Source organism: Actinomadura geliboluensis, from assembly GCF_043197915.1.
Taxonomy (GTDB): Bacteria; Actinomycetota; Actinomycetes; order Streptosporangiales; family Streptosporangiaceae; genus Spirillospora; species Spirillospora geliboluensis.
On the sequence record NZ_JBICUA010000013.1, the window covers coordinates 162,409 to 181,242 of the forward strand.

Below are 18,834 nucleotides of genomic sequence, written 5' to 3' on the forward strand. Positions count from 1 at the left end.
CCTTGGCGTGCGGAAGACCCGCGATGCGCACGATCGGGCGATGGTTCCGCCCGGACGGCCCGCGGGGAGGGGTCAGACGGTGAGCGCGGTGCGGGCGGCGCGCGGCGCGCGGATCCCGTGCCGGACGATGCCCTCGTCGAGCCACCGGTCGAGGTGCCGCCAGGTCGTCGTCCTGGCCTCCCGGCCGGTCAGCACGCCGAGGTGGCCGCCGGGCGCGACCTCGACCCGCACCTGCGGCGCCCCGCCCAGCAGGCCCGCGAGGGACCGGACGCCCCGGACCGGCGCGGCGTGGTCGCCGCGCCCCGCGACGGCCAGCACCGGCACGCCGACCCGGCCGAGATCCACCCGCCGGCCGCCGATCGGCACGCCGCCGCGCGGCAGCGCGCCCTCTCCGAGAAGGGACCGGTAAATGCGCCGTGCGGCGCCGCCCGGATGGGCGATCGCCACATGCCGGAAATGATCCATCGCCTCGATCTGCGCGAGGAAATCGGCATTGTCGAGGTGGGTCAGCACGCTGAATTGGCGGAGCAGGTAGTGGTCCAGGCCGGCCGCCCGGAAGCCCCGGTTCCCCGGCGGCGCGGCGCACTCCTCGGCGCACCGCTCGGCGAGCCGCGCCGCGCCCGCGTCCACCGGCGCGGCGACGGCCGCGACCGACGCGATCGGCAGCGCGGGGTCGTCGGCGGCGGCCAGCAGGGCGAGGGTCCCGCCCAGGCACCAGCCGACGATCTGCACCGGCTGGCCGCCCGCGTCCCGGCTCACCGCCCGGACCGCGCCCGGCAGCACGTCCCGGACCCACCCTTGAACGCCCAGGTCAGCGTCACCGGACAGGGCCGTCCCGTGATCGAGCAGGTAGCTGAGGCGGCCCGCGCGGACGACGTGCTCGGCGAGGCTGCACCCGCGGCGCAGGTCGAAGCAGCGCGCCGGCGCGGCCGGCGGCGGGACGAGCAGCACCGGCGGCCCGGCCGGCACCACCCCTTCCGGCGGCCGGTACCGGGACACCGTCCGGCCCGGCCCGTCGTCGACGGTCTCCGCCGGCATCGGGCGCAGATCGGCGACCCGCCCGGCCACCGCCAGCCGCAGGGCATTGGACGTCGCGTCGCGCAGACCTCGCGGGGAAAAGATCATTTCGTCATTGTCCATCCGCATTCGACGATGCCGGCCGGAACGCTTTGACCCAAGGCGGCCCCCTCCCGTCCCTGCCATTTCTACACTGGTCACCCCGTACCGAGAACATCGGGCTGTTAATCCTGCGTGAATTCGGCTTGACACCGGGGGCCGGAGGTGGCCGCGTGAGAATCTCGCCCGGCGCGGCGACATCGCGGACAATGACGGTCACCGTCCGTGGTGGCGGGTGGCGGCCCGGACCCCGTGCGGGCCGCCCCCGCGCCCGTCCCGCCGGTTCGGCCGCGCCATCCGGGGGACGGGTAGGGGGAACGGCGCCGAGGACGGACGAGGCGGGGAGTGGCGATGCCGGAACCGCACCTGACGGAGGTCGGCTGGGCGGGGTCGGTGCTGCACCTCGCGGGCCTGCTCGGGCCCGGCGGCCCCGTCCCCGAGATCGAGCTGGTGCTGCGCGACCGCGAGGAGGGCGGGGTGGTGCGGGTGCCGGCCGCCGCCGCGGCCCGCGACGGCGCCGTCGCCTTCGAGGCCCGGGTGGACGTCGCGTCGATCACGAACGGCGACCCGCTGCCCGGCGGGCTCTGGGAGGTGCGCCTGGCGGTCGGCGGCCCGGCGGAGCACGCCGTGCTCCCGCTGCGCCACGCCCCGGGGCTGGACGCCTCGCCGCGGCGGCTTTTCCTGCCCGGATCCGCCGCCGTCATCGCCTACTTCGACCGCGCGGGCGCCCTCGCGGTCGACGTCGGCGGCCGCCCGCACGCCGCCGGGTCGGCCCGCGCCGACCTGACGCGCTGGAACGCCGTGCGCCGGGAGATCGTCGTCGCCGGGCACCTCGGCCTCCGCGAGATCAGCATGCCGGTCTCGGCGACGCTGGTCCTGTCCGAGCGGCGCTCGGACCGCACGTTCGAGGTCATCGCCCTGCTGGAGGAGCGTCCCGGCAGGCTCTCCTACACCGCCGCGGTGCCGGTGTCGCGCGCTTTCGTCGACGACCCGCTGCCGCGCGGGGCCTGGGACGTCTCGCTGTGCCTCGGCTTCTCCGGGATGCACCGCGAGCTGCGGCTGCTCGCCGCAGGGGATCCGGTGGAGGTGCGCGTGTGGCGGCGGCTGCGCCATGTGCGGGTGGCGTCCTCGGCCGCGCCCGGCCCGCTGACGATCACCGTCGACTGACGATCACCGCCGGCCGCGCCGGAACGTCACCGCCGGCCGCGCTTGAACGGGCTGTCCCAGGGGAACTGCCGGGCGGCCCCCACCACCGCCGACAGCAGCACGACCACGGACGCCCCGCCGACCAGGTTGAGTCCGGCGGTGGCGAGCGCCGCGTCCAGCGGGCCCCGCATCGTCAGCGGCAGGATCGTCAGCACGACGACGGCGATCGCCCCGATGCACGCGAACGCCCGCACGGGACGCGCCGCCGTCGCGAGGAGCAGGTGCATCAGCGCGGTCGCCTGGACCGTCGCCGCCGCCGCGCACAGCGCGTAGCTGGTCGCGGCCGGCGCCGCCGGGGTGTGCTCGCCCGCGAACACGGGGACCTCCACGCCGAACATCGCGCGCAGCGCCATCACCGCCGCGAACGCGAGGCCGCCGCCGACCAGGGACGCGGAGATCCCCGTCCACCACAGCGGGCGCAGCGGCGGCCCGGAGTCGATCTCCTCGTGCAGGGCGACGAAGTCCTCGTACCGCCGCGGCGGCGCCTCCGGCGGGCGGCGGCGCGCCGTCGAGGGGCACCGGAACGACCGTTCCCAGGGCCGTGGCGCGGGGCGTCCGGTGCTCCTGCCGGGCAGGCCGCCGGAGTACCGCCCCGATGGCGAGTCGGGCATGTTCCCTCCCCCGGGTGCGAACGTAGTCGTGCTACCCGGCACCGAGGGGGGAACGCCCCCAAGAGCCACAATTTGCAGATGTTTGGTCACGAGGCCGCCACCGCGAAACGGCGGCCCGCCCGCGGAAACGGCAATCCTCGGCCAAGAAAACGGCGATCCCCCGGGCGCACCGCCCGGGGGATCGCCGTTTCTTCGGATCGGGCCGCCGCCCGTCCGATCAGACCTGGCCGGCCTTCTCCAGCGCCGCGCAGCAGGTGCCGGTGATCAGCCGGGCCACCACGTACGGGTCGACGTTGGCGTTCGGACGGCGGTCCTCGATGTAGCCCTTCTTGTCCACCTCGACCTGCCACGGGATGCGCACCGAGGCGCCGCGGTCCGACACGCCGTAGCTGAACGTGCTCCACGCGGCCGTCTCGTGCATCCCGGTGAGCCGGCGCTCGATGTCGGCGCCGTAGTTCGCGACGTGCTCGTCCGCCTTCTCGGCGAGCGCCTCGCACGCCGTGATGATCGCGTCGTAGCCCTCGCGCATGGCCTTGGTCGAGAAGTTCGTGTGCGCGCCGGCGCCGTTCCAGTCGCCCTCCACCGGCTTCGGGTCGAGGGTCGCGGACACGTCGAAGTCCTCGGCGATGCGGTACAGCAGCCACCGGGCGATCCACATGTGGTCGCCGACCTCGAGGGGCCCGGCCGGGCCGATCTGGAACTCCCACTGGCCCGGCATGACCTCCGCGTTGATCCCGGAGATCTTCAGGCCGGCGGCCAGGCACGCGTCCATGTGCCGCTCGACGATGTCGCGGCCGAACACCTCGTCGGAGCCCACGCCGCAGTAGTAGAAGCCCTGCGGGGCCGGGTAGCCGCGCTCGGGGAAGCCCAGCGGGCGGCCGTCCTTGAAGAAGGTGTACTCCTGCTCGATCCCGTACCAGGAGTCCTGCGCCGCGTACTGCTCGGCGATCGGGCGCAGCTTGGCCCGCGTGTTGGTCTCGTGGGGCGTCCCGTCCACGAGGTAGACCTCGCAGAGGACGAGGATGCTGTCGCCGCCGCGGATGGGGTCCGGGCAGGAGAAGACCGGCTTCAGCACGCAGTCCGAGTGGTCGCCGGGGGCCTGGTTGGTGCTGGACCCGTCGAACCCCCAGTCCGGCAGTTCGGCTCCGTCGGCGAGGATCCTCGTCTTCGACCGCAGCCGCGCGGTCGGCTCGGTGCCGTCGATCCAGATGTACTCGGCCTTGTAGCTCAACGTCGGTCCCTTCGTCTCCGCCTGGCCTCACGGGTTCGGCCCTAGAAACGTGCCAACCGGGCATTTCACACCTGTTGCCCGTTTGTGAACGGCATGTAACACGCCATCGTGACCTGCCGAGACCTTCGTCACACCCGCCCGCGGCCCCGCCCCCGTCGGCGCGCGCGCCGATTCTCCCGTTTCGTACCGGCCGACGGTTTGCCGCAAAGCCCGCCGACTGTTTACCCGTCTCCCATCCGCGGATTACGCCGTCCGTTCGAAGATGATCGAGGAATGCCGTCCCGGAACACGCCGTGACGCATTCCTTAACAAGGAAAACAGAACGGGAGAAAAAGGGATGAGGCAAATATTCGCGGCCTCGCTCGGTACGGCCGTGGTGCTGGCGGGGCTCGCCTCGCCGGCGGCGGCCGGCCAGGCGGACGGCCGTACCACCGGGCGCACGCACATCGTGCCGCCCGGTCACTCGATCCAGAAGGCCGTCGACCGCGCCCGGCCCGGCGACACCATCCAGCTCAAGGCGGGCTACTACGAGGGCGGCGTCCTCGTCACCAAGCGCCTCACCATCCGAGGGGAGGGCAACAAGACGATCCTGCGCCCGGGCCGCCACGACAACTGCGCCAAGGCCAAGGCCCCCGGCATGGGGATCTGCGTGATCGGCCGGGCGAAGTACCCCGTCAAGGACGTGACGATCCGCAACCTGACGGTGCGCGACTTCAAGGGCAACGGCGTGCACGGCATGTACACCGACCACCTGACGGTGCTCGCCGTCCTCGCCAGGAACAACGGCGAGTACGGCATCGCGGAGTTCCGCTCCACCCGCGGCGAGTTCGTCTGGAACTGGGCCATCGACAACGACGAGGACGCCGGCCTGTACGTCGGCGACATCGCCGACGCGCGCGGGACCGAGGTCGCCCACAACCACACGTCCGGCAACACCCTGGGCGTGCTGGTCCGGCACGCCCACCACGTCACGGTCCGCGACAACGACGCCACCCGCAACTGCGTCGGCGTCGCGCTGGTCGACGACGGCCAGCCGGGCGGCCAGGGCCACAACAACGTCTCGGACAACAAGGTCGTCGAGAACAACCGGTCCTGCGCCGGGCACGGCCCCGTCCCGCCGCTGGGCGGCACCGGCATCCTGCTCTTCGGCGGCGAGCGCAACACCATCGCGAAGAACTTCGTGAAGGACAACCGGGGCAGGCTGCCCTACTCCGGCGGCATCGTCCTCTTCCCGGGCATCGCCCCAGAGCACGGCTTCGCCCGTCCCGCCCGGTTCAACCTGATCGAGGCGAACCGCGCCTTCGGCAACCGGCCGTTCGACCTGGTCGACAGGAGCGGCAGCAAGACCAACCGCTTCCGCGACAACAAGTGCCGCACCTCGAACCCGCGGGGCCTCTGCTGACCTGACCGCCGGCCCGAAGAAGACCCCGTCCCTGCCCGGGGTCTTCTTCGGATCCCGGGGTCATCGGGACGGCCCCCGCGCGGCCGGCCACGGGGAGCCGCCCCGCAGGACGCGCTCCCCGAGCGGCGTCAGCGCGTGGTGCACCGTCTTGCCCCGGCGCTCGCTGGTGATGAGCCCGGCGCCGCGCAGAGCCGTCGCGTGCTGGGACGCCGACGCCGCGCTGACTCCGAGCCGGGCGGCCAGCGCACCCGTCGTGACCTCCCCGTCCGCGACCGACCGGAGCACGGCCGCGCGCGTCCGCCCGAACACCTGCGGCAGCGGGTCGAGGCCCGTCCCGCCGGCCGGCGGCGCCGCCGGGACCACCACGGCCGCCGGACCGTCCCCGCCGACCATGACGCGCGGCCCCGTGACGAACGGCGACGGGATGAGCAGCAGCCCCCGCCCCTGCAAGCGGACGTCCCCCTCGAGCAGCGTCTCGACCTCCAGCACCGGCGACGACCAGCGGACACCGGGATGCAGACTCCCCAACAGGCCGCCGATCCCGTCGCGGGCCATCGTCCGGGCATGCCCCGCCGCTTCGGCGCGCAGGTGGGCGCTCAGCTCGGCCCATTGCTCCGCGAGCGCGACCCGATGCAGGTCACGCAGCCCGCAGACCAGCGTCCGCATCGCCTCCCGCTCCCCCGCGGCAAGACGGCGCACCCACGACGCCGGACGCGGACCGCACGACCGCTCCAGCTCGGCACGGATCCGCCGGACGGGCGTCGAGGCGACGGCGTCGAGCTCCGATTCGAGCCCCGGCACGTCCGTGTACGGCGTGAGGAAGTCGGGGACCCAGCGTCCGGGCGGCACCATGTCGAGCAGCAGGCGCGACGAGCCGGTGAGCCCCGGGCGCCGCCGCGAGCGCAGGGCCTGGGCGCCGAGAACGGTCTGGGCGACCGGCGAAAGGCCGGGAGTGACGCGGACCCGAACAAGGTCCTCATAGTCGAGCCAGAGCCGCAGCATGCGACATTTTAGCCATTTCCGAAATCATTGCGCCCGGGTCGGCGCCTCGTGGAAGGTGCGCCCATGAACGGACTCCGCGTGTTCTGCCGCACCGCCCCTTTCATGCTCCTGGCCGCCCTGGTCACCGCCACCCCGTCGGCGCACGCCGACGTCCGGCAGGGCGACATCGACGGCGTCCCCTACCGCGTCGAGGTCCCGAGCCACTGGAACGGGACACTGCTGCTGTGGAGCCACGGCGCGTACAGCCTGGAGTTCCCGCCCCCATCGGAGATCGCGCTCACGAACCACCCGGCCACGGAGCAGTGGCTGCTCGACCAGGGCTACGCCCTGGCGGCCTCCCAGTACCGGACGGCACAAGGCTGGGGCGTAGTCGAGTCCGGCCTGAAGGACCAGATGGCCCTCCTCAACTGGTTCACCAGAAACGTGGGCAAACCCAAACGCACCATCTCCGCAGGCGCGTCCGCCGGTGGCCTGACCTCGATCCTCCTGGCGGAACGCAACCCCGGCCGCTTCACCGGCGTCGCGTCCCTCTGCGGCGTAGTCGGCGGCACCACGGGCCACTTCAACAGCGCCCTGGACGCGAACTACGCCATCAAGACGCTCCTGGCGCCGAACCTGGACCTGGTCCACATCAAGGACCCGCAGGCGAACACGTCCAATGCCCGAGGCGCCCTTACCTCCGCGCTGAACACCCCCGCGGGCCGTGCCCGCCTGGCCCTCTCCGCCGCCCTAGCCGACGTCCCCGGCCGCTACACCTCCCGGGCCCCCGCCCCGGAGACGACCACAGGCCAGATCGAGCAGCAGTACTACTACTCCGCCTATGACCGGGGCGCGTTCTGGGGCCTCAACCGCACGGACATCGAGGCGCGGGCGGGCGGCAACCCGTCCTGGAACACCGGCGTGGACTACCGCGCGCTCCTCGCCCGCTCGTCCCAGAAGGCCCTGGTAAAGAAGGCGTACCGCGAGGCGGGCCTGAGCCTCGGCAAGGACCTCGCCCGCCTGAACGCGGGCCCGCGCGTCAAAGCCGACCCCGCCGCCGTCCGCTACCTGGACCGCTATGGCACCCCCACCGGCCGGACGCCCTGGCCGGTGGTCACCCTGCACTCAACACAGGACGGCAGCGTCCCACCGGAGAACCAGCGCCGGTACGCCACCCAGGTGCACCGAGCCGGCAACCCGGCCAACCTGAAGCAGCTCTACGTGGACCGCGGCTACCACTGCACCTTCACCGCGTCCGAAGAGATAACGGCCCTCCAAACCCTCCTGACCCGCATGAACACGGGCCACTGGCCCACAACCCGCCCCACGGCGCTCAACGACGCAGCAGCCAAACTGCCGTCCGCCACCCAAACGGTCTTCGACGCGGACCCGGAACCGGGCATGCACCCGTCGGCCCCGTCCTTCACCCGCCACCACCCGTCCCCCTACCTCCGATAGCCACTGCGGGGGCATGACCCCCTGTTCCCCACGGAACAGGGGGTCTTCACCTGGGTCCGAGCAGATCCCACCGATTCCCGGCAACATCAAGAAACACCACGACCCGCCCGTACTCCTCGCTCCGCGGCGAACCGACGAACTCGACCCCGGCAGCCGCCATACGCTCATACGCGGCGTCGAAATCGTCCACCCGCAGGAAGAACCCCACCCGCCCGGCAACCTGGTCACCGACGACACGCGCCTGCCGCTCCCCGTCCGCCTGAGCCAGCAAGACCCCGCTCCCACCTCCGGGCGGCCGCACCACGACCCACCGCTTGGCCCGCCCGTCATTGGTCACCGCCGGCGAGTCCTCAACGAGCTCGAACCCCAGCGCACGGGTGAAGAACTCGATGGCCTGGTCATAGTCGTCCACAACGATCGTGATCAGCTCGATCCGCACCCGCCGACAGTACCGATCGACGGCCCGGCGATGAGTTCGCCGAACGAGCGTGGTCCACACCTACAGACCACGAACCGCGAACCTCGGAGGAGCCCATGACCGCCGCACTACCGCCCGTCGTCGACGCCGCCACCTGGCAACGCCACCTCGACGAGCTGCGCGCCCGTGAGAAGGCCGCGACCCGCGAACTCGACGCGATCGCCGCCCAGCGCCGCCGGATGCCGATGGTCGAGATGCCCGACTACACCCTGGAAGGCGAGAAGGGCCCGGTGAGCCTGGCCGACATCTTCGAAGGCAAGTCCCAGCTGATCGTCTACAACCACATGTGGTTCCCCGGCGAGACCTGGCAGTGCCCGGGCTGCACCGGCTTCACCTCGCAGTTCACCCGCCTGGAGTTCCTGGACGCCTACGACGCCAGGTTCGTCATCGTCACCCAGGGCCCCATCAACGATGCCCTCGCCTACAAGGAGCGCACCGGGAACAAGATGACCTGGTACTCCACCGCGGACAGCCCCTTCGGCACCGACGTAGGCGCACCACCCGCCGGCGGCTTCGCCGTCAACGTCTTCCTACGCGACGGCGACACCGTCTACCGCACCTGGCACACCAACGGCCGAGGCACGGAGCAACTGAGCCACACCTTCGCCCTGATCGACCTCCTCCCGTACGGCCGCCAGGAGGAATGGCAGGACTCCCCCGAAGGCTGGCCGCAGTCCCCGACCTACAGCCGCTGGCCGAGCTCCGAAACAATCGCCGCCACCTACGGCCCGACCACCTGACCCGTCCCAGGCCGCACCGGAGGCGATGCGTGCCAGCGGAACAAGAAGGTGATGAACTGCTGGCAAACACCAACCCCGCACAGCCGAACCGGAGGCCAACCGGATGGTCGAGAAGGAACCGTCAACAACAGGCACATGCGTGGCATGCAAACGGTCCTTCGAGTACGACCCCCGGAGCGTCCCGACGATCCTCATAGACCCGGAAACCGGCATGCCACCGGGCATGACGGTGGTGGGCACCCTACGCCCGGCGACCCCCGAAGCCGTAGCCAGGTCAACCGACGAGCCAGTCTGCCCCCAATGCGTCACCAAGGCCCAGGAACACCAAGCAACAACAGAATCCCCCACCCAGGACCCCTGGCCCTAACACCCAAAAACCCCAACCACCCACAAACCCAAACACCCTGACCCGCGTTGCACGCATATGGCCCGCACCCCCCGATCACCCAGTTTGATCACGCTCCCAACCTGCCACGCCCCACGGATCACACGCTCGCCAGTGGCACACGCAACTGTGGGCCGCGCATCCCTCCAACTCAACCGCCGACGCACATGGGCCCAGTTGGCGGTGGCGTGTAAGGCCGATAGGGATGTCTCATGGGCTTGTACCGCAGGCATGAGGACCACATAGCCGTTCGTACATGGGAGACGCGCATGGCTGCGCTGTTGCATCTGGTGGCGGATCGGCTGACTGATGACCAAGTCCGTTGGGGCACGGAGTTCCTTGCGCATGCCGAGTACGGACTGGTGATCGAATCAGTTGCGGACTGGCTGGCGGAGGAAGACCAGCCGCTCGCTGCAGCTGAGCGGGCAGAGGTGACAGCCCTCGCCAGTGAGCTGGGTACCGACGTACTTGCCCGCGTCGAGCGAAGCCTTGGCCACCACTCGTAGCGGCGCAGCACCCATAACGACCGGCGAGCGGAGCCGGCGGACGCCTCAGAATGGGCGCCCACGCAGCGGCCCAAGCGACAACACCTCTGACGTGGGCTGTCCCCGGACAAGCTCGTTCGAGCCCCGAGGACGGCATGCGCGCGCCATCCACAGACCTAATGGCACGCTAATGGCACGGACTCGCGGCGTGATCACACAGGCTGATCAAGGTCCTGCCCTGCCGCGCCTCACAGCTCCGGCGCTCCGATGTGGCACACAAGTGGCACGGAGCCGCCCTAAACGTGGCACGCACACCGCTTCCCCGCCTGAGCTTCCCCCCCGCACACCAACGGCCGTCACGAACACGCCGGGGCTTCCCGGAGTCAGAGGCCCCCGCCGGAGGCGTGCTGTTCCGCTATCTGCCGTAGCCGCCGGATCTCGTCGAAGATCTCACGGTCGCTCAACACCGCCTTGCTGGTCAAGCCTTGGGGACCGGGCCCCACGGTTCGGTACTTCCCGAGCGAGTGACACAGTCCGGCGCGCAGTTCAGTCAGCTCTCGCCGGAGCGCGTCTCGTTCGGCTCGGAGATCCCCAGCTTCGTCCACGGGTGCAGTCTTTCGGACGTGGCCGGATGATGGAACGTCGCTGAGCGGCGGCGCGACCCGGTGACCGCCGGCACCTGGCGAACGGAGCGGCGGCTTCGCGATGCGCGGGTCGGAGCGGCCGGCCGGTGACCGGCGCCCACGCCGCACGCTCTGGGCAGCATGGCGCGGGGGCGCGCAGCGGCCCGAGCAACGCCGCCACCTCAACGCCGGGAGGGTCACCGTTCGGCAAGGGCAAGTCGAGTTGGACACCGGCGAACTGATCATCGAGCCGTCCAAGACCGGGGTTGGCCTCCGCGCGGCGGCGGTCTCCCAAGCGATCATCCCGGACCCGCGGCGGTAGCTCGGCAACTTCACCGGCGCTGAGCCTGATGCGCTGATCTTCACTGGCAAGCGCGGTGGCGCCCTGCTGCGGGCGAACTCCCGGTCCGCTGCCAAGTGGGGCGAGACCGCGACCGGACCCGGATGACGATGGGGTGGCCGGGGCGCTCGCGCTCGTCGGCTGATGGCACGCTAATGGCACGGAGACCCTGTTCCCATGGTCGGGAACAGGGTCTTTTCGCTGGTGGGCGCGGACGGTTTCGAACCGCCGACTCCTCGCTTGTAAGGCGAGTGCTCTACCCCTGAGCTACGCGCCCGTGTTGCCGGGAAAGCGTACCCGGTTCGTGGGGGGAATCGCGAAACGGTATCGGGGGTCAGGAGGGTGGGGTGAGGCGGGTCAGGGCTGTGGCCAGGTGGTCGGTGGCGGTTCGGGGGGAGGCGGGAGGCAGGCTGCCTGCGAGGGTCAGGGCCAGGCGCATGAGGGTGGGGCGGGTGAGGCCGTGGCGGGTGGCCAGGCGCATGAGGTGCGGGTTGTCGAGGGCGCGGGTGAAGGCTCGGGCCACGGTGAAGGGGCGGCCGTTGGCGTGGCGGATGGCGGACGGGTAGGTCTGGAGGATCGCGTCGGGGGACGTTGTGCGGTGCGCCTTGATGATGGTTTCGGCGGCTATGCGGCCTGCTTCCAGGGAGTAGGCGATGCCTTCGCCGCTGAACGGGTTGACCATGCCGCCGGAGTCGCCGGCCATGAGGAGGCCGGGGACGTAGTGGGGGCGGCGGCTGTAGCCCATGGGGAGGGCTGCGCCGCGTAGGGGGCCTGTGGCGTTGGTGTCGGTGAAGCCCCAGGCGGCGGGCAGGCGGTCGAGCCAGCGGGCCAGTAGGCGGTGGTAGTCGGGGTGTTGGGTGCGGAGGAGGGCGACGCCTACGTTGCAGGTGCCGTCGCCCATGCCGAAGACCCAGCCGTAGCCGGCGGGGGCGAGGTCCAGCCAGATCTCCAGGTGGGCGTCCTTGTGGCGGGGGCTGCGGTAGTAGCGGCGGCCTGCGATGCCGATGGGGCGGTCGGGGCGGGGGTGCAGGCCCAGGGCCACGGAGAGGCGGGACGAGGCGCCGTCCGCGGCTATGACCAGGCGGGCTTCGTGGGTGGCGGTGGGGGTGCGGACGCCGGTTATGCGGCCCCGGTTTTCGAGGGGGGCGGTGACCTTGGTGTTCTCCTGGAGGGTCGCGCCGGCGGCTGCGGCGTTGCGGGCGAGGAGTTCGTCCAGGTCGGTGCGGGTGCGGGTGAGGCCGTGGCCGGACGGCCAGGGGATCTCCAGGGTGCGGCCCGCGGCGATCAGGCGGACGCCCTCGGTGCGGTACCAGGTGGAGAGGTCGAGGTTCAGGGCGCGGAGTTCGTCGACGGCGCGGGGGGTGAGGCCGTCGCCGCAGACCTTCTCGCGGGGGAAGGACGTCTTCTCCAGGAGCAGGACGTCCAGGCCGGCCTTGGCGAGGTGGTAGGCGGCGGAGGTCCCGGCGGGGCCGGCTCCGACCACGATGACATCGCGCATCACAGGTGTCGATTGAACCAGTCAGCGGCCTGGGTGGTGACCTCTTCCAGGGCTCCGGGCTCCTCGAAGAGGTGGGTCGCGCCGGAGACGATGTGGATTTCGGAGTTCTCAAGGCTTTTGTGCGCCTGCTCGTTCAGCTTGATGACCTCGGGGTCCCGGCCGCCGACGATCAGCAGGACGGGCGGCCGGACGCGGGGCAGGGACGGGCCGGCGAGGTCGGGGCGGCCGCCGCGGGAGACGACCGCGCCGATCCGGGGGCGGGCCGCGGCGGCGGCGAGGGCGGCGGCGGCGCCGGTGCTGGCGCCGAACAGGCCGATGGGGAGGCCGGCGGTGTGGGGGGCCGACTCCAGGCCCTCGGCCAGCTTGTCGATCGCGCCGATGAGGCGGAGGGTCAGCAGTTCGATGTCGAAGCGGAGCGCGGCGGTGACGCGGTCGACCTCCTCCTCGTGCCGGGTGAGCAGGTCGATGAGGAGGGTGCCGAGGCCCGCGGCGTTGAGGCCCTCGGCGACGGCGCGGTTGCGGGGGCTGAGCCGGGAGCTGCCGCTGCCGTGCGCGAACAGGACGACGCCGGTGGCGCCGTCCGGGATCGACAGGTCGCCGTCGAGTTCGGCGTCCCGCAGCTTCAGCGTGATCACGTGTTCGGCGGTTCGGCGCTGATGTCGGCGAGCGCCGAGTGCTCGTCCCGCTGGACGGCGAGGTCCCCGATGGACACCATGCCGATCGGCCGGTCGCCGTCCACGACGGGGATCCGCCGGACGGCGTGCTCGCGCATCAGCCGCACGGCCGCGTCGGCGTCCTCGCCGGGGGCGACCGTGATCAGGTTGGTGCTGCAGATGTCGGCGACGCTCGTGCCGGACATGTCGCGCTGCGCGGCGACGGCGCGGATCACGATGTCGCGGTCGGTGACCAGGCCGCGGAGCCGTCCCTCGTGGACGACGAGGACGTCGCCGATCCCGTGCTGGCGCATCAGGTCCCCGACCTCGGTCAGGGACGTGTCCGGGGGCACCGCCACCGGCACCGGCGTCATCACCTCGTTCACCTTCTGGGCCATGAGCGAACCTCCCCTCTCGGGCGCTCGCCTACCCAGCGGCGGACGGGATATGTCTAGCCGGCGGAGTCGGGGCCGTCCTGCTCGGCGAGGAACCGCTCGAACTGGGCGCCGAGCTCGTCGGCGGTGGGCATGTCCTGCGACTCGGCGAGGAGGCTGTCGCGTTCGGCGGCGCCGGCGAACGCGTCGTACTGCTGCTCCAGGGCGCGGACGACCTTCTCGACCTCGTCGTTGCCGTCGACCTGCTCGGCGATGTCGGCGTCGGTGGCGGCGGCCGCGTCGCGGAGCCGGTCGGCGGGGAGCACCAGCCCGGTGACGGAGACGATCGCCTCCAGGGCGGCGACGGCGGCGGCCGGGTAGGCGGACTGGGCGAGGTAGTGCGGGACGTGGACGGCGAATCCGACGGCGTCGTGGCCGGCCTCGCCGAGCCGCAGTTCCAGCAGGCCGGCGGCGCTGCCGGGCACCTGGACCTTGTCGAACCAGGAGTTGCGGGTGACCAGTTCGGGACGGGTGGCGTGCGCGGTGGTGCCGACCGGGCGGGTGTGCGGGACGCCCATCGGGATGCCGTGGAAGCCGACGACGAGGCCGACGCCGAGCTTCTTCACCAGGTGCACGACGGAGGAGGTGAAGCCCTCCCAGAGCCGGTCGGGCTCGGGCCCGGACAGCATCAGGAAGGGGCTTCCCGCCTCGTCGTTCAGCAGCCGGACGACGAGTTCCGGCGCGTCGTAGGAGGCCCAGTGGTCCCGGTCGAAGGTCATCGGCGGCCGGCGGGCCCGGTAGTCGATCAGCGAGTCGACGTCGAAGCGGGCGATCACGCGGTGCTCGAGGGATTCCAGGAGGTGCTCGCGCACGAGCTGCCCGGTGGATCCGGCGTCCACGAAGCCGTCGAGGCTGTGCAGCAGCACCGGACCCGTCATCTCCGGCAGGTCGGCGTCAAGCTCGTACAGATCCTCTGGGTTAAGCAACTTCTCCCCCACCTCTACATGTCTTAGGGCCAACATTAGGACATGCGGAGGCTCATCCCCGGTTCGGGCGTGACACGGGTCACCGAAAGACGCGGCTGGCTCGGAAGTCTTCCGGGTGGAGAGTGGTGAGGTCGTCGCGGCCGATGTCGCCGCCCTGCCCGAGCAGGCGGTTGGCGTGCCGGAGGCGGGCCCGTTCGATGGCGTTCCGGACAGATCGGGCGTTTGCGAAGCGCGGCTGCTCGCGCCGCCGGGACAGGTAGTCGCGGAAGACCGGCTCGGTCTCGGGGGCGAGCGCGTAGCCCTCGCGCTCGGTCATCAGACGGCCGATGGCCTCCAGTTCCGCCAGGTCGTAGTCGGGGAAGTCGATGTGGTGGGCGATGCGGGAGCTCATGCCGGGGTTGGACGCGAAGAAGGAGTCCATGCGGTCCTTGTAGCCGGCGAGGACGACGACGAGGTCGTCCCGCTGGTTCTCCATGACCTGGAGGAGGATCTCGATGGCCTCCTGCCCGTAGTCGCGCTCGTTCTCGGCCCGGTACAGGTAGTACGCCTCGTCGATGAACAGCACGCCGCCCATCGCCCGCTTCAGGACCTCCTTGGTCTTGGGCGCGGTGTGTCCGACGTACTGGCCGACCAGGTCGTCGCGGGTGACGGAGACGAGGTGGCCGCGGCGGACGTAGCCGAGGCGGTGCAGCAGTTCGGCGAGCCGGACGGCGACGGACGTCTTGCCCGTCCCGGGGCTGCCGGTGAAGCACATGTGCAGGTTGGGGCGCCCGGAGTCGATGCCGAACCGGGCCCGGACGCGGTCGACGAGCAGCAGCGCGGCGATCTCCCGGATGCGGGTCTTGACCGGGGCGAGGCCGACGAGTTCGGTGTCGAGGGCGTCCAGGACGGCGTCGACCTGCGAGTCGGCGCGCTCCTTGGCGAGGTCGACGCGGGCGTCCGGCGGGAGCGGCTCGGGAGGGGGCGGCTCCCCGGTGGCGGGAGCGTGGGAAGGGTCCACCGGGGAGCCGCCGTGGCGCATCCCGAAGCCGGGGCGTCCGCTCAACGCCCGGTCCCGGAGCGGTCGCCCTCGGCCCCGTAGCGGTCGCCTTCGGGCCGGTCGAGGGCGTAGGGGTGCAGCGTGTACCGGACGCGCCGGTCGGACGTCTCCGTCCGGTCCAGCCGGAAGCCGGGCTCCTCGGCGGGCCGCTGCACGATGAACTGGAGGGCGGTGGTCTGCCGCCCGTAGCGGGCGTCGTAGGCGTTCAGCCTGATGTAGTGGTTCGGGTACGCCTTGCGGCACTCGTTGACCTCGTACAGGACGCCGGCGGGGTCGGTGAGGTCGAACATCGGCAGGCCCCACATCTCCCAGTAGGAGTTGCGCGGGTGCGGGTCGTCGGTGAACTCGACCGAGCAGGGCCAGCCCTGGCCGAGGGCGTAGGCGACCTGCGCCGCGATGTCGGCGTCGGTGAGGTCGGGCAGGTACGAGAAGGTGCCTTGGGTGATCCGCATCAGACGCTCACAGGGGTCTCGACGACGTCGGGCGTGTCGGTGGACTCGTAGGTGAAGGTGATGTCGCCCCAGGTGGACAGGGCGATGTCGAGTTCGCGGCTCTGCTTGGCGGCGGCGCGCAGGATGTCGGGGCCCTCGGCGAGGTAGTCGCGGCCCTCGTTGCGCGCCTTGATCATCGCTTCGAGCGCGACGCGGTTGGCGGTGGCGCCGGCGGCGATGCCCATCGGGTGGCCGATCGTCCCGCCGCCGAACTGGAGGATGGAGTCCTCGCCCAGGTAGTGCAGGAGCTGGTGCATCTGCCCGGCGTGGATGCCGCCGGACGCGACGGGCATCGTGCCGGGCATCGACGCCCACTCCTGGTCGAAGTACAGGCCCTTCCTGGGGTCGGCCTCCACCTTGTCCAGGCGGAGCGTGTCGTAGTAGCCGCGGACGCTGTTCGGGTCGCCTTCCAGCTTGCCGACGACCGTCCCGGCGTGGATGTGGTCGACACCCGCCAGCCGCATCCATTTGGCGATGACGCGGAAGTTCACGCCGTGCGACTTCTGGCGCGTGTAGGTGGAGTGCCCTGCGCGGTGCAGGTGCAGGATGACGCCGTTCCTACGCGCCCACTTGGCCATCGACTGGATCGCCGTGTAGCCGATGGTCAGGTCGATCATCACGATGACGCTGCCGAGTTCCTTGGCGAACTCGGCGCGCTCGTACATGTCCTCCATCGTGGCGGCGGTGACGTTGAGGTAGTGGCCCTTCACCTCGCCCGTGGCGGCCTGCGCCCGGTTGACGCCCTCCATGCAGTAGAGGAACCGGTCGCGCCAGCGCATGAACGGCTGGGAGTTGATGTTCTCGTCGTCCTTGGTGAAGTCGAGGCCGCCGCGCAGGGCCTCGTAGACGACGCGTCCGTAGTTGCGCGCCGACAGGCCGAGCTTGGGCTTGACGGTCGCGCCCAGCAGCGGGCGGCCGAACTTGCCGAGGTACTCGCGCTCCATGACGATGCCGTGCGCCGGCCCCTGGAACGTCTTGACGTAGTGGGTCGGGATCCGCATGTCCTCCAGGCGGAGGGCCTTCAGCGCCTTGAACCCGAAGACGTTCCCGATGATGGACGACGTCAGGTTCGCGATCGACCCCTCCTCGAACAGGTCGAGGTCGTAGGCGATGTAGGCGATGAACTGGTTCTCCTGCCCGGGGACGGGCTCCACCTTGTAGCACTTGCCCTGGTAGTTCTCGTAGGACGTGAGCCGGTCCGTCCACACGACCGTCCAGGTCGCGGTGGACGACTCGCCGGCGACGGCCGCGCCGGCCTCCTCCGGCGGCACGCCCGGCTGCGGCGTGATCCGGAAGGCGGCGAGGATGTCGCTGTCCTTCGGCTCGTAGTCCGGACGCCAGTAGCCCATCTCGGCGTAGGGGATCACGCCCGCCGACCATCTGCCCGCGCTCATTCGCCGCTCTCCTCCGCTGGAAGATCAGCCGGGACGCGGCGCGCCGCCCCGGTGAAGGACGGCATGTCCAGGGGACGTGGGGCGGTGCGCCGCGTCCCGGTCCACGTGGAACCGTGACGCTCCGCAGCTTGACCGGCCGACACTTGCAATGTCCATCAAGTGTTCTACGGTGACCATCAAGCATTCACTTGAACGAGCACGTCCGAGGGGGCACGACCCCCATACCCCCGGCCCACTTCGCCGGAGTCAGGAGGTCGGAGGTGACGGAGGCGCGGCTGCGGAGCCTCGTCGCGGTCGCCGACACCGGGTCGGTGCGGGCGGCGGCGCGGCGGCTGTACGTGACCGAGTCGGCGGTGTCGGCGGCGGTCGCCGCGCTGACCCGCGATCTCGGCGTGCCGCTCGTCCGCAAGGAGGGCCGGGGGGTGCGGCTGACGCCCGCCGGGGCCGTCTACGCCGGGTACGCGCGGCAGGTGCTCGGGCTGCTGGAGGAGGGCCGGGCGGCGGCGCGCGGCGCGGCCGACCCGGGCCGGGGACCGCTGCGGCTGGCGGCGGTGACGACGGCCGCCGACGAGCTGCTTCCGGCGCTGCTCGCCTCGTTCCGGGCGCGCTGGCCGGACGTGGAGCTGGCGCTGGAGGTGGGGTCGCGCCGCCAGGTGTGGAGCAGCCTCGCCGCGCACGAGGCCGATCTGGTGCTGGCGGGCCGCCCGCCCGCCGAGGCGGCGGCGACGGTGCTGGCCCGGCGCCCGAACGAGCTGGTCGTGGTCGGCGCGCCGGACGTCGCCGCCGGTTTCGCGCTGGCCCGCACGCCCTGGGTGATGCGCGAGCCCGGCTCGGGGACGCGGGCGACGGCGGAGGCGTACCTGGCCGAGCGCGAGGTGGCCCCGCCGCGGCTGGTGCTGGGCTCGAACGGCGCGGTCATCGCGGGCGCGGCGGCCGGGCTGGGGGTCGCGCTCGTGTCGCGGGACGCGGTCGGCGCGGAACTGGACGCCGGCCGCCTGGCGGTGGTCGGCGCGCCGGGGATGCCGCTCGACCGGCCCTGGCACGCCGTCGCGGGCGCGGCGCCGACCCCGACGACGATGCTGTTCGTCCGGCATCTGCTGGACGCGCCCGGCTGGAGGCCCGCCGGCCCCGCTAGGGCAGCGCCCACAGCGGCACCGACAGCAGGCACAGGCTGATCGCGATCAGCACCATCGCGACCGGGCGCCCGCCCTCGTTGCCCCGGGCCGCCCCGGCCTGCGTCAGCAGGTAGACGAAGCACGCCAGGAAGCCTGCGGCGACGACGTCCATCGCCACGGCCAGCGCGGTCACGACACCACCATCCGGCTCACCGGAGCAACCCTAGA

General features: G+C 71.7%; 19 protein-coding genes and 1 tRNA gene. 6 read left to right on the forward strand and 14 right to left on the reverse strand.

Annotated elements, in window-relative coordinates; all coding sequences use genetic code 11:
- Nucleotides 1-72: 72 nt before the first annotated feature.
- Nucleotides 73-1,125, reverse strand: coding sequence for an alpha/beta fold hydrolase (locus ACGFI1_RS36150; RefSeq protein ID WP_392791881.1), 1,053 nt, complete (start codon nucleotides 1,123-1,125; stop codon nucleotides 73-75).
- 342 nt (nucleotides 1,126-1,467) lie between these two features.
- Here ACGFI1_RS36150 and ACGFI1_RS36155 point away from each other — a divergent pair, with 342 nt between their 5' ends.
- Nucleotides 1,468-2,283 carry a hypothetical protein gene (locus ACGFI1_RS36155; RefSeq protein ID WP_386871238.1) on the forward strand — a complete coding sequence of 272 codons (816 nt, stop codon included), beginning with the start codon at nucleotides 1,468-1,470 and terminating at the stop codon, nucleotides 2,281-2,283.
- A 26-nt stretch (nucleotides 2,284-2,309) separates the two neighbouring features.
- Here the strand turns inward: ACGFI1_RS36155 and ACGFI1_RS36160 are convergent, their stop codons facing one another.
- Nucleotides 2,310-2,933, reverse strand: a complete 624-nt coding sequence (locus ACGFI1_RS36160; RefSeq protein WP_301177699.1) for a hypothetical protein — start codon at nucleotides 2,931-2,933, stop codon at nucleotides 2,310-2,312.
- 217 nt (nucleotides 2,934-3,150) lie between these two features.
- A complete protein-coding gene (glnII, locus tag ACGFI1_RS36165; RefSeq protein WP_138636514.1) occupies nucleotides 3,151-4,164 on the reverse strand; it encodes a glutamine synthetase in 1,014 nt (337 codons plus the stop codon).
- A 337-nt stretch (nucleotides 4,165-4,501) separates the two neighbouring features.
- On the opposite strand from glnII, the gene ACGFI1_RS36170 reads away from it, so the two are divergent.
- Entirely contained in the window at nucleotides 4,502-5,566 is a 1,065-nt protein-coding gene (locus ACGFI1_RS36170) for a right-handed parallel beta-helix repeat-containing protein (RefSeq protein ID WP_386871235.1), read from the forward strand.
- A gap of 60 nt (nucleotides 5,567-5,626) precedes the next feature.
- Here the strand turns inward: ACGFI1_RS36170 and ACGFI1_RS36175 are convergent, their stop codons facing one another.
- On the reverse strand, nucleotides 5,627-6,568 hold the full coding sequence (locus ACGFI1_RS36175; protein ID WP_392791883.1) for an ArsR/SmtB family transcription factor: 942 nt from the start codon (nucleotides 6,566-6,568) through the stop codon (nucleotides 5,627-5,629).
- 63 nt (nucleotides 6,569-6,631) lie between these two features.
- On the opposite strand from ACGFI1_RS36175, the gene ACGFI1_RS36180 reads away from it, so the two are divergent.
- A complete protein-coding gene (locus ACGFI1_RS36180) occupies nucleotides 6,632-8,005 on the forward strand; it encodes an alpha/beta hydrolase family protein (RefSeq protein ID WP_392791886.1) in 1,374 nt (457 codons plus the stop codon).
- A gap of 46 nt (nucleotides 8,006-8,051) precedes the next feature.
- Here ACGFI1_RS36180 and ACGFI1_RS36185 read toward each other — a convergent pair whose 3' ends face one another.
- Nucleotides 8,052-8,444 (reverse strand): VOC family protein, encoded by a 393-nt coding sequence (locus ACGFI1_RS36185; RefSeq protein ID WP_392791889.1) that lies wholly within the window; start codon nucleotides 8,442-8,444, stop codon nucleotides 8,052-8,054.
- A 95-nt stretch (nucleotides 8,445-8,539) separates the two neighbouring features.
- Between ACGFI1_RS36185 and ACGFI1_RS36190 the strand changes: the two genes are divergently transcribed.
- Together ACGFI1_RS36190 and ACGFI1_RS36195 are read left to right on the forward strand one after the other, a co-directional pair.
- Entirely contained in the window at nucleotides 8,540-9,223 is a 684-nt protein-coding gene (locus ACGFI1_RS36190; protein ID WP_364550798.1) for a DUF899 domain-containing protein, read from the forward strand.
- A 654-nt stretch (nucleotides 9,224-9,877) separates the two neighbouring features.
- The gene (locus ACGFI1_RS36195) at nucleotides 9,878-10,114 is read left to right on the forward strand and encodes a MafI family immunity protein (protein WP_387077813.1); all 237 of its coding nucleotides are present in this window, start codon (nucleotides 9,878-9,880) and stop codon (nucleotides 10,112-10,114) included.
- Nucleotides 10,115-11,258: 1,144 nt separating this feature from the next.
- Here ACGFI1_RS36195 and ACGFI1_RS36200 read toward each other — a convergent pair.
- The 8 genes from ACGFI1_RS36200 to ACGFI1_RS36235 form a co-directional block, all read right to left on the reverse strand.
- Nucleotides 11,259-11,333: transfer RNA gene (locus ACGFI1_RS36200), tRNA-Val, on the reverse strand.
- 57 nt (nucleotides 11,334-11,390) lie between these two features.
- On the reverse strand, nucleotides 11,391-12,554 hold the full coding sequence (locus ACGFI1_RS36205) for a geranylgeranyl reductase family protein (RefSeq protein ID WP_392791891.1): 1,164 nt from the start codon (nucleotides 12,552-12,554) through the stop codon (nucleotides 11,391-11,393).
- On the reverse strand, nucleotides 12,554-13,189 hold the full coding sequence (locus tag ACGFI1_RS36210) for a dienelactone hydrolase family protein (RefSeq protein ID WP_301177120.1): 636 nt from the start codon (nucleotides 13,187-13,189) through the stop codon (nucleotides 12,554-12,556). The genes ACGFI1_RS36205 and ACGFI1_RS36210 overlap by 1 nt, the downstream gene beginning before the upstream one ends.
- The gene (locus ACGFI1_RS36215; protein WP_301177121.1) at nucleotides 13,186-13,605 is read right to left on the reverse strand and encodes a CBS domain-containing protein; all 420 of its coding nucleotides are present in this window, start codon (nucleotides 13,603-13,605) and stop codon (nucleotides 13,186-13,188) included. The genes ACGFI1_RS36210 and ACGFI1_RS36215 overlap by 4 nt, the downstream gene beginning before the upstream one ends.
- Nucleotides 13,606-13,658: 53 nt before the next feature.
- Nucleotides 13,659-14,567 carry a PAC2 family protein gene (locus ACGFI1_RS36220; protein WP_364550790.1) on the reverse strand — a complete coding sequence of 303 codons (909 nt, stop codon included), beginning with the start codon at nucleotides 14,565-14,567 and terminating at the stop codon, nucleotides 13,659-13,661.
- A gap of 79 nt (nucleotides 14,568-14,646) precedes the next feature.
- The gene (gene cbbX, locus ACGFI1_RS36225) at nucleotides 14,647-15,612 is read right to left on the reverse strand and encodes a CbbX protein (RefSeq protein WP_392791893.1); all 966 of its coding nucleotides are present in this window, start codon (nucleotides 15,610-15,612) and stop codon (nucleotides 14,647-14,649) included.
- Complete coding sequence (locus ACGFI1_RS36230) at nucleotides 15,609-16,058, reverse strand: ribulose bisphosphate carboxylase small subunit (RefSeq protein WP_387077819.1); 450 nt, start codon at nucleotides 16,056-16,058, stop codon at nucleotides 15,609-15,611. Before ACGFI1_RS36230 ends, cbbX begins: the two co-directional genes overlap by 4 nt.
- On the reverse strand, nucleotides 16,058-17,491 hold the full coding sequence (locus tag ACGFI1_RS36235) for a form I ribulose bisphosphate carboxylase large subunit (RefSeq protein ID WP_386871159.1): 1,434 nt from the start codon (nucleotides 17,489-17,491) through the stop codon (nucleotides 16,058-16,060). Before ACGFI1_RS36235 ends, ACGFI1_RS36230 begins: the two co-directional genes overlap by 1 nt.
- Before the next feature lie 260 nt (nucleotides 17,492-17,751).
- On the opposite strand from ACGFI1_RS36235, the gene ACGFI1_RS36240 reads away from it, so the two are divergent.
- Nucleotides 17,752-18,666, forward strand: coding sequence for a LysR substrate-binding domain-containing protein (locus tag ACGFI1_RS36240; RefSeq protein WP_301177126.1), 915 nt, complete (start codon nucleotides 17,752-17,754; stop codon nucleotides 18,664-18,666).
- On the opposite strand, the gene ACGFI1_RS36245 is transcribed toward ACGFI1_RS36240, so the two are convergent.
- Nucleotides 18,623-18,799: a hypothetical protein gene (locus tag ACGFI1_RS36245; protein ID WP_301177127.1), complete on the reverse strand. Its 177-nt coding sequence runs from the start codon at nucleotides 18,797-18,799 to the stop codon at nucleotides 18,623-18,625. The two genes, ACGFI1_RS36240 and ACGFI1_RS36245, sit on opposite strands and share 44 nt — an antisense overlap.
- Nucleotides 18,800-18,834: the final 35 nt, after the last annotated feature.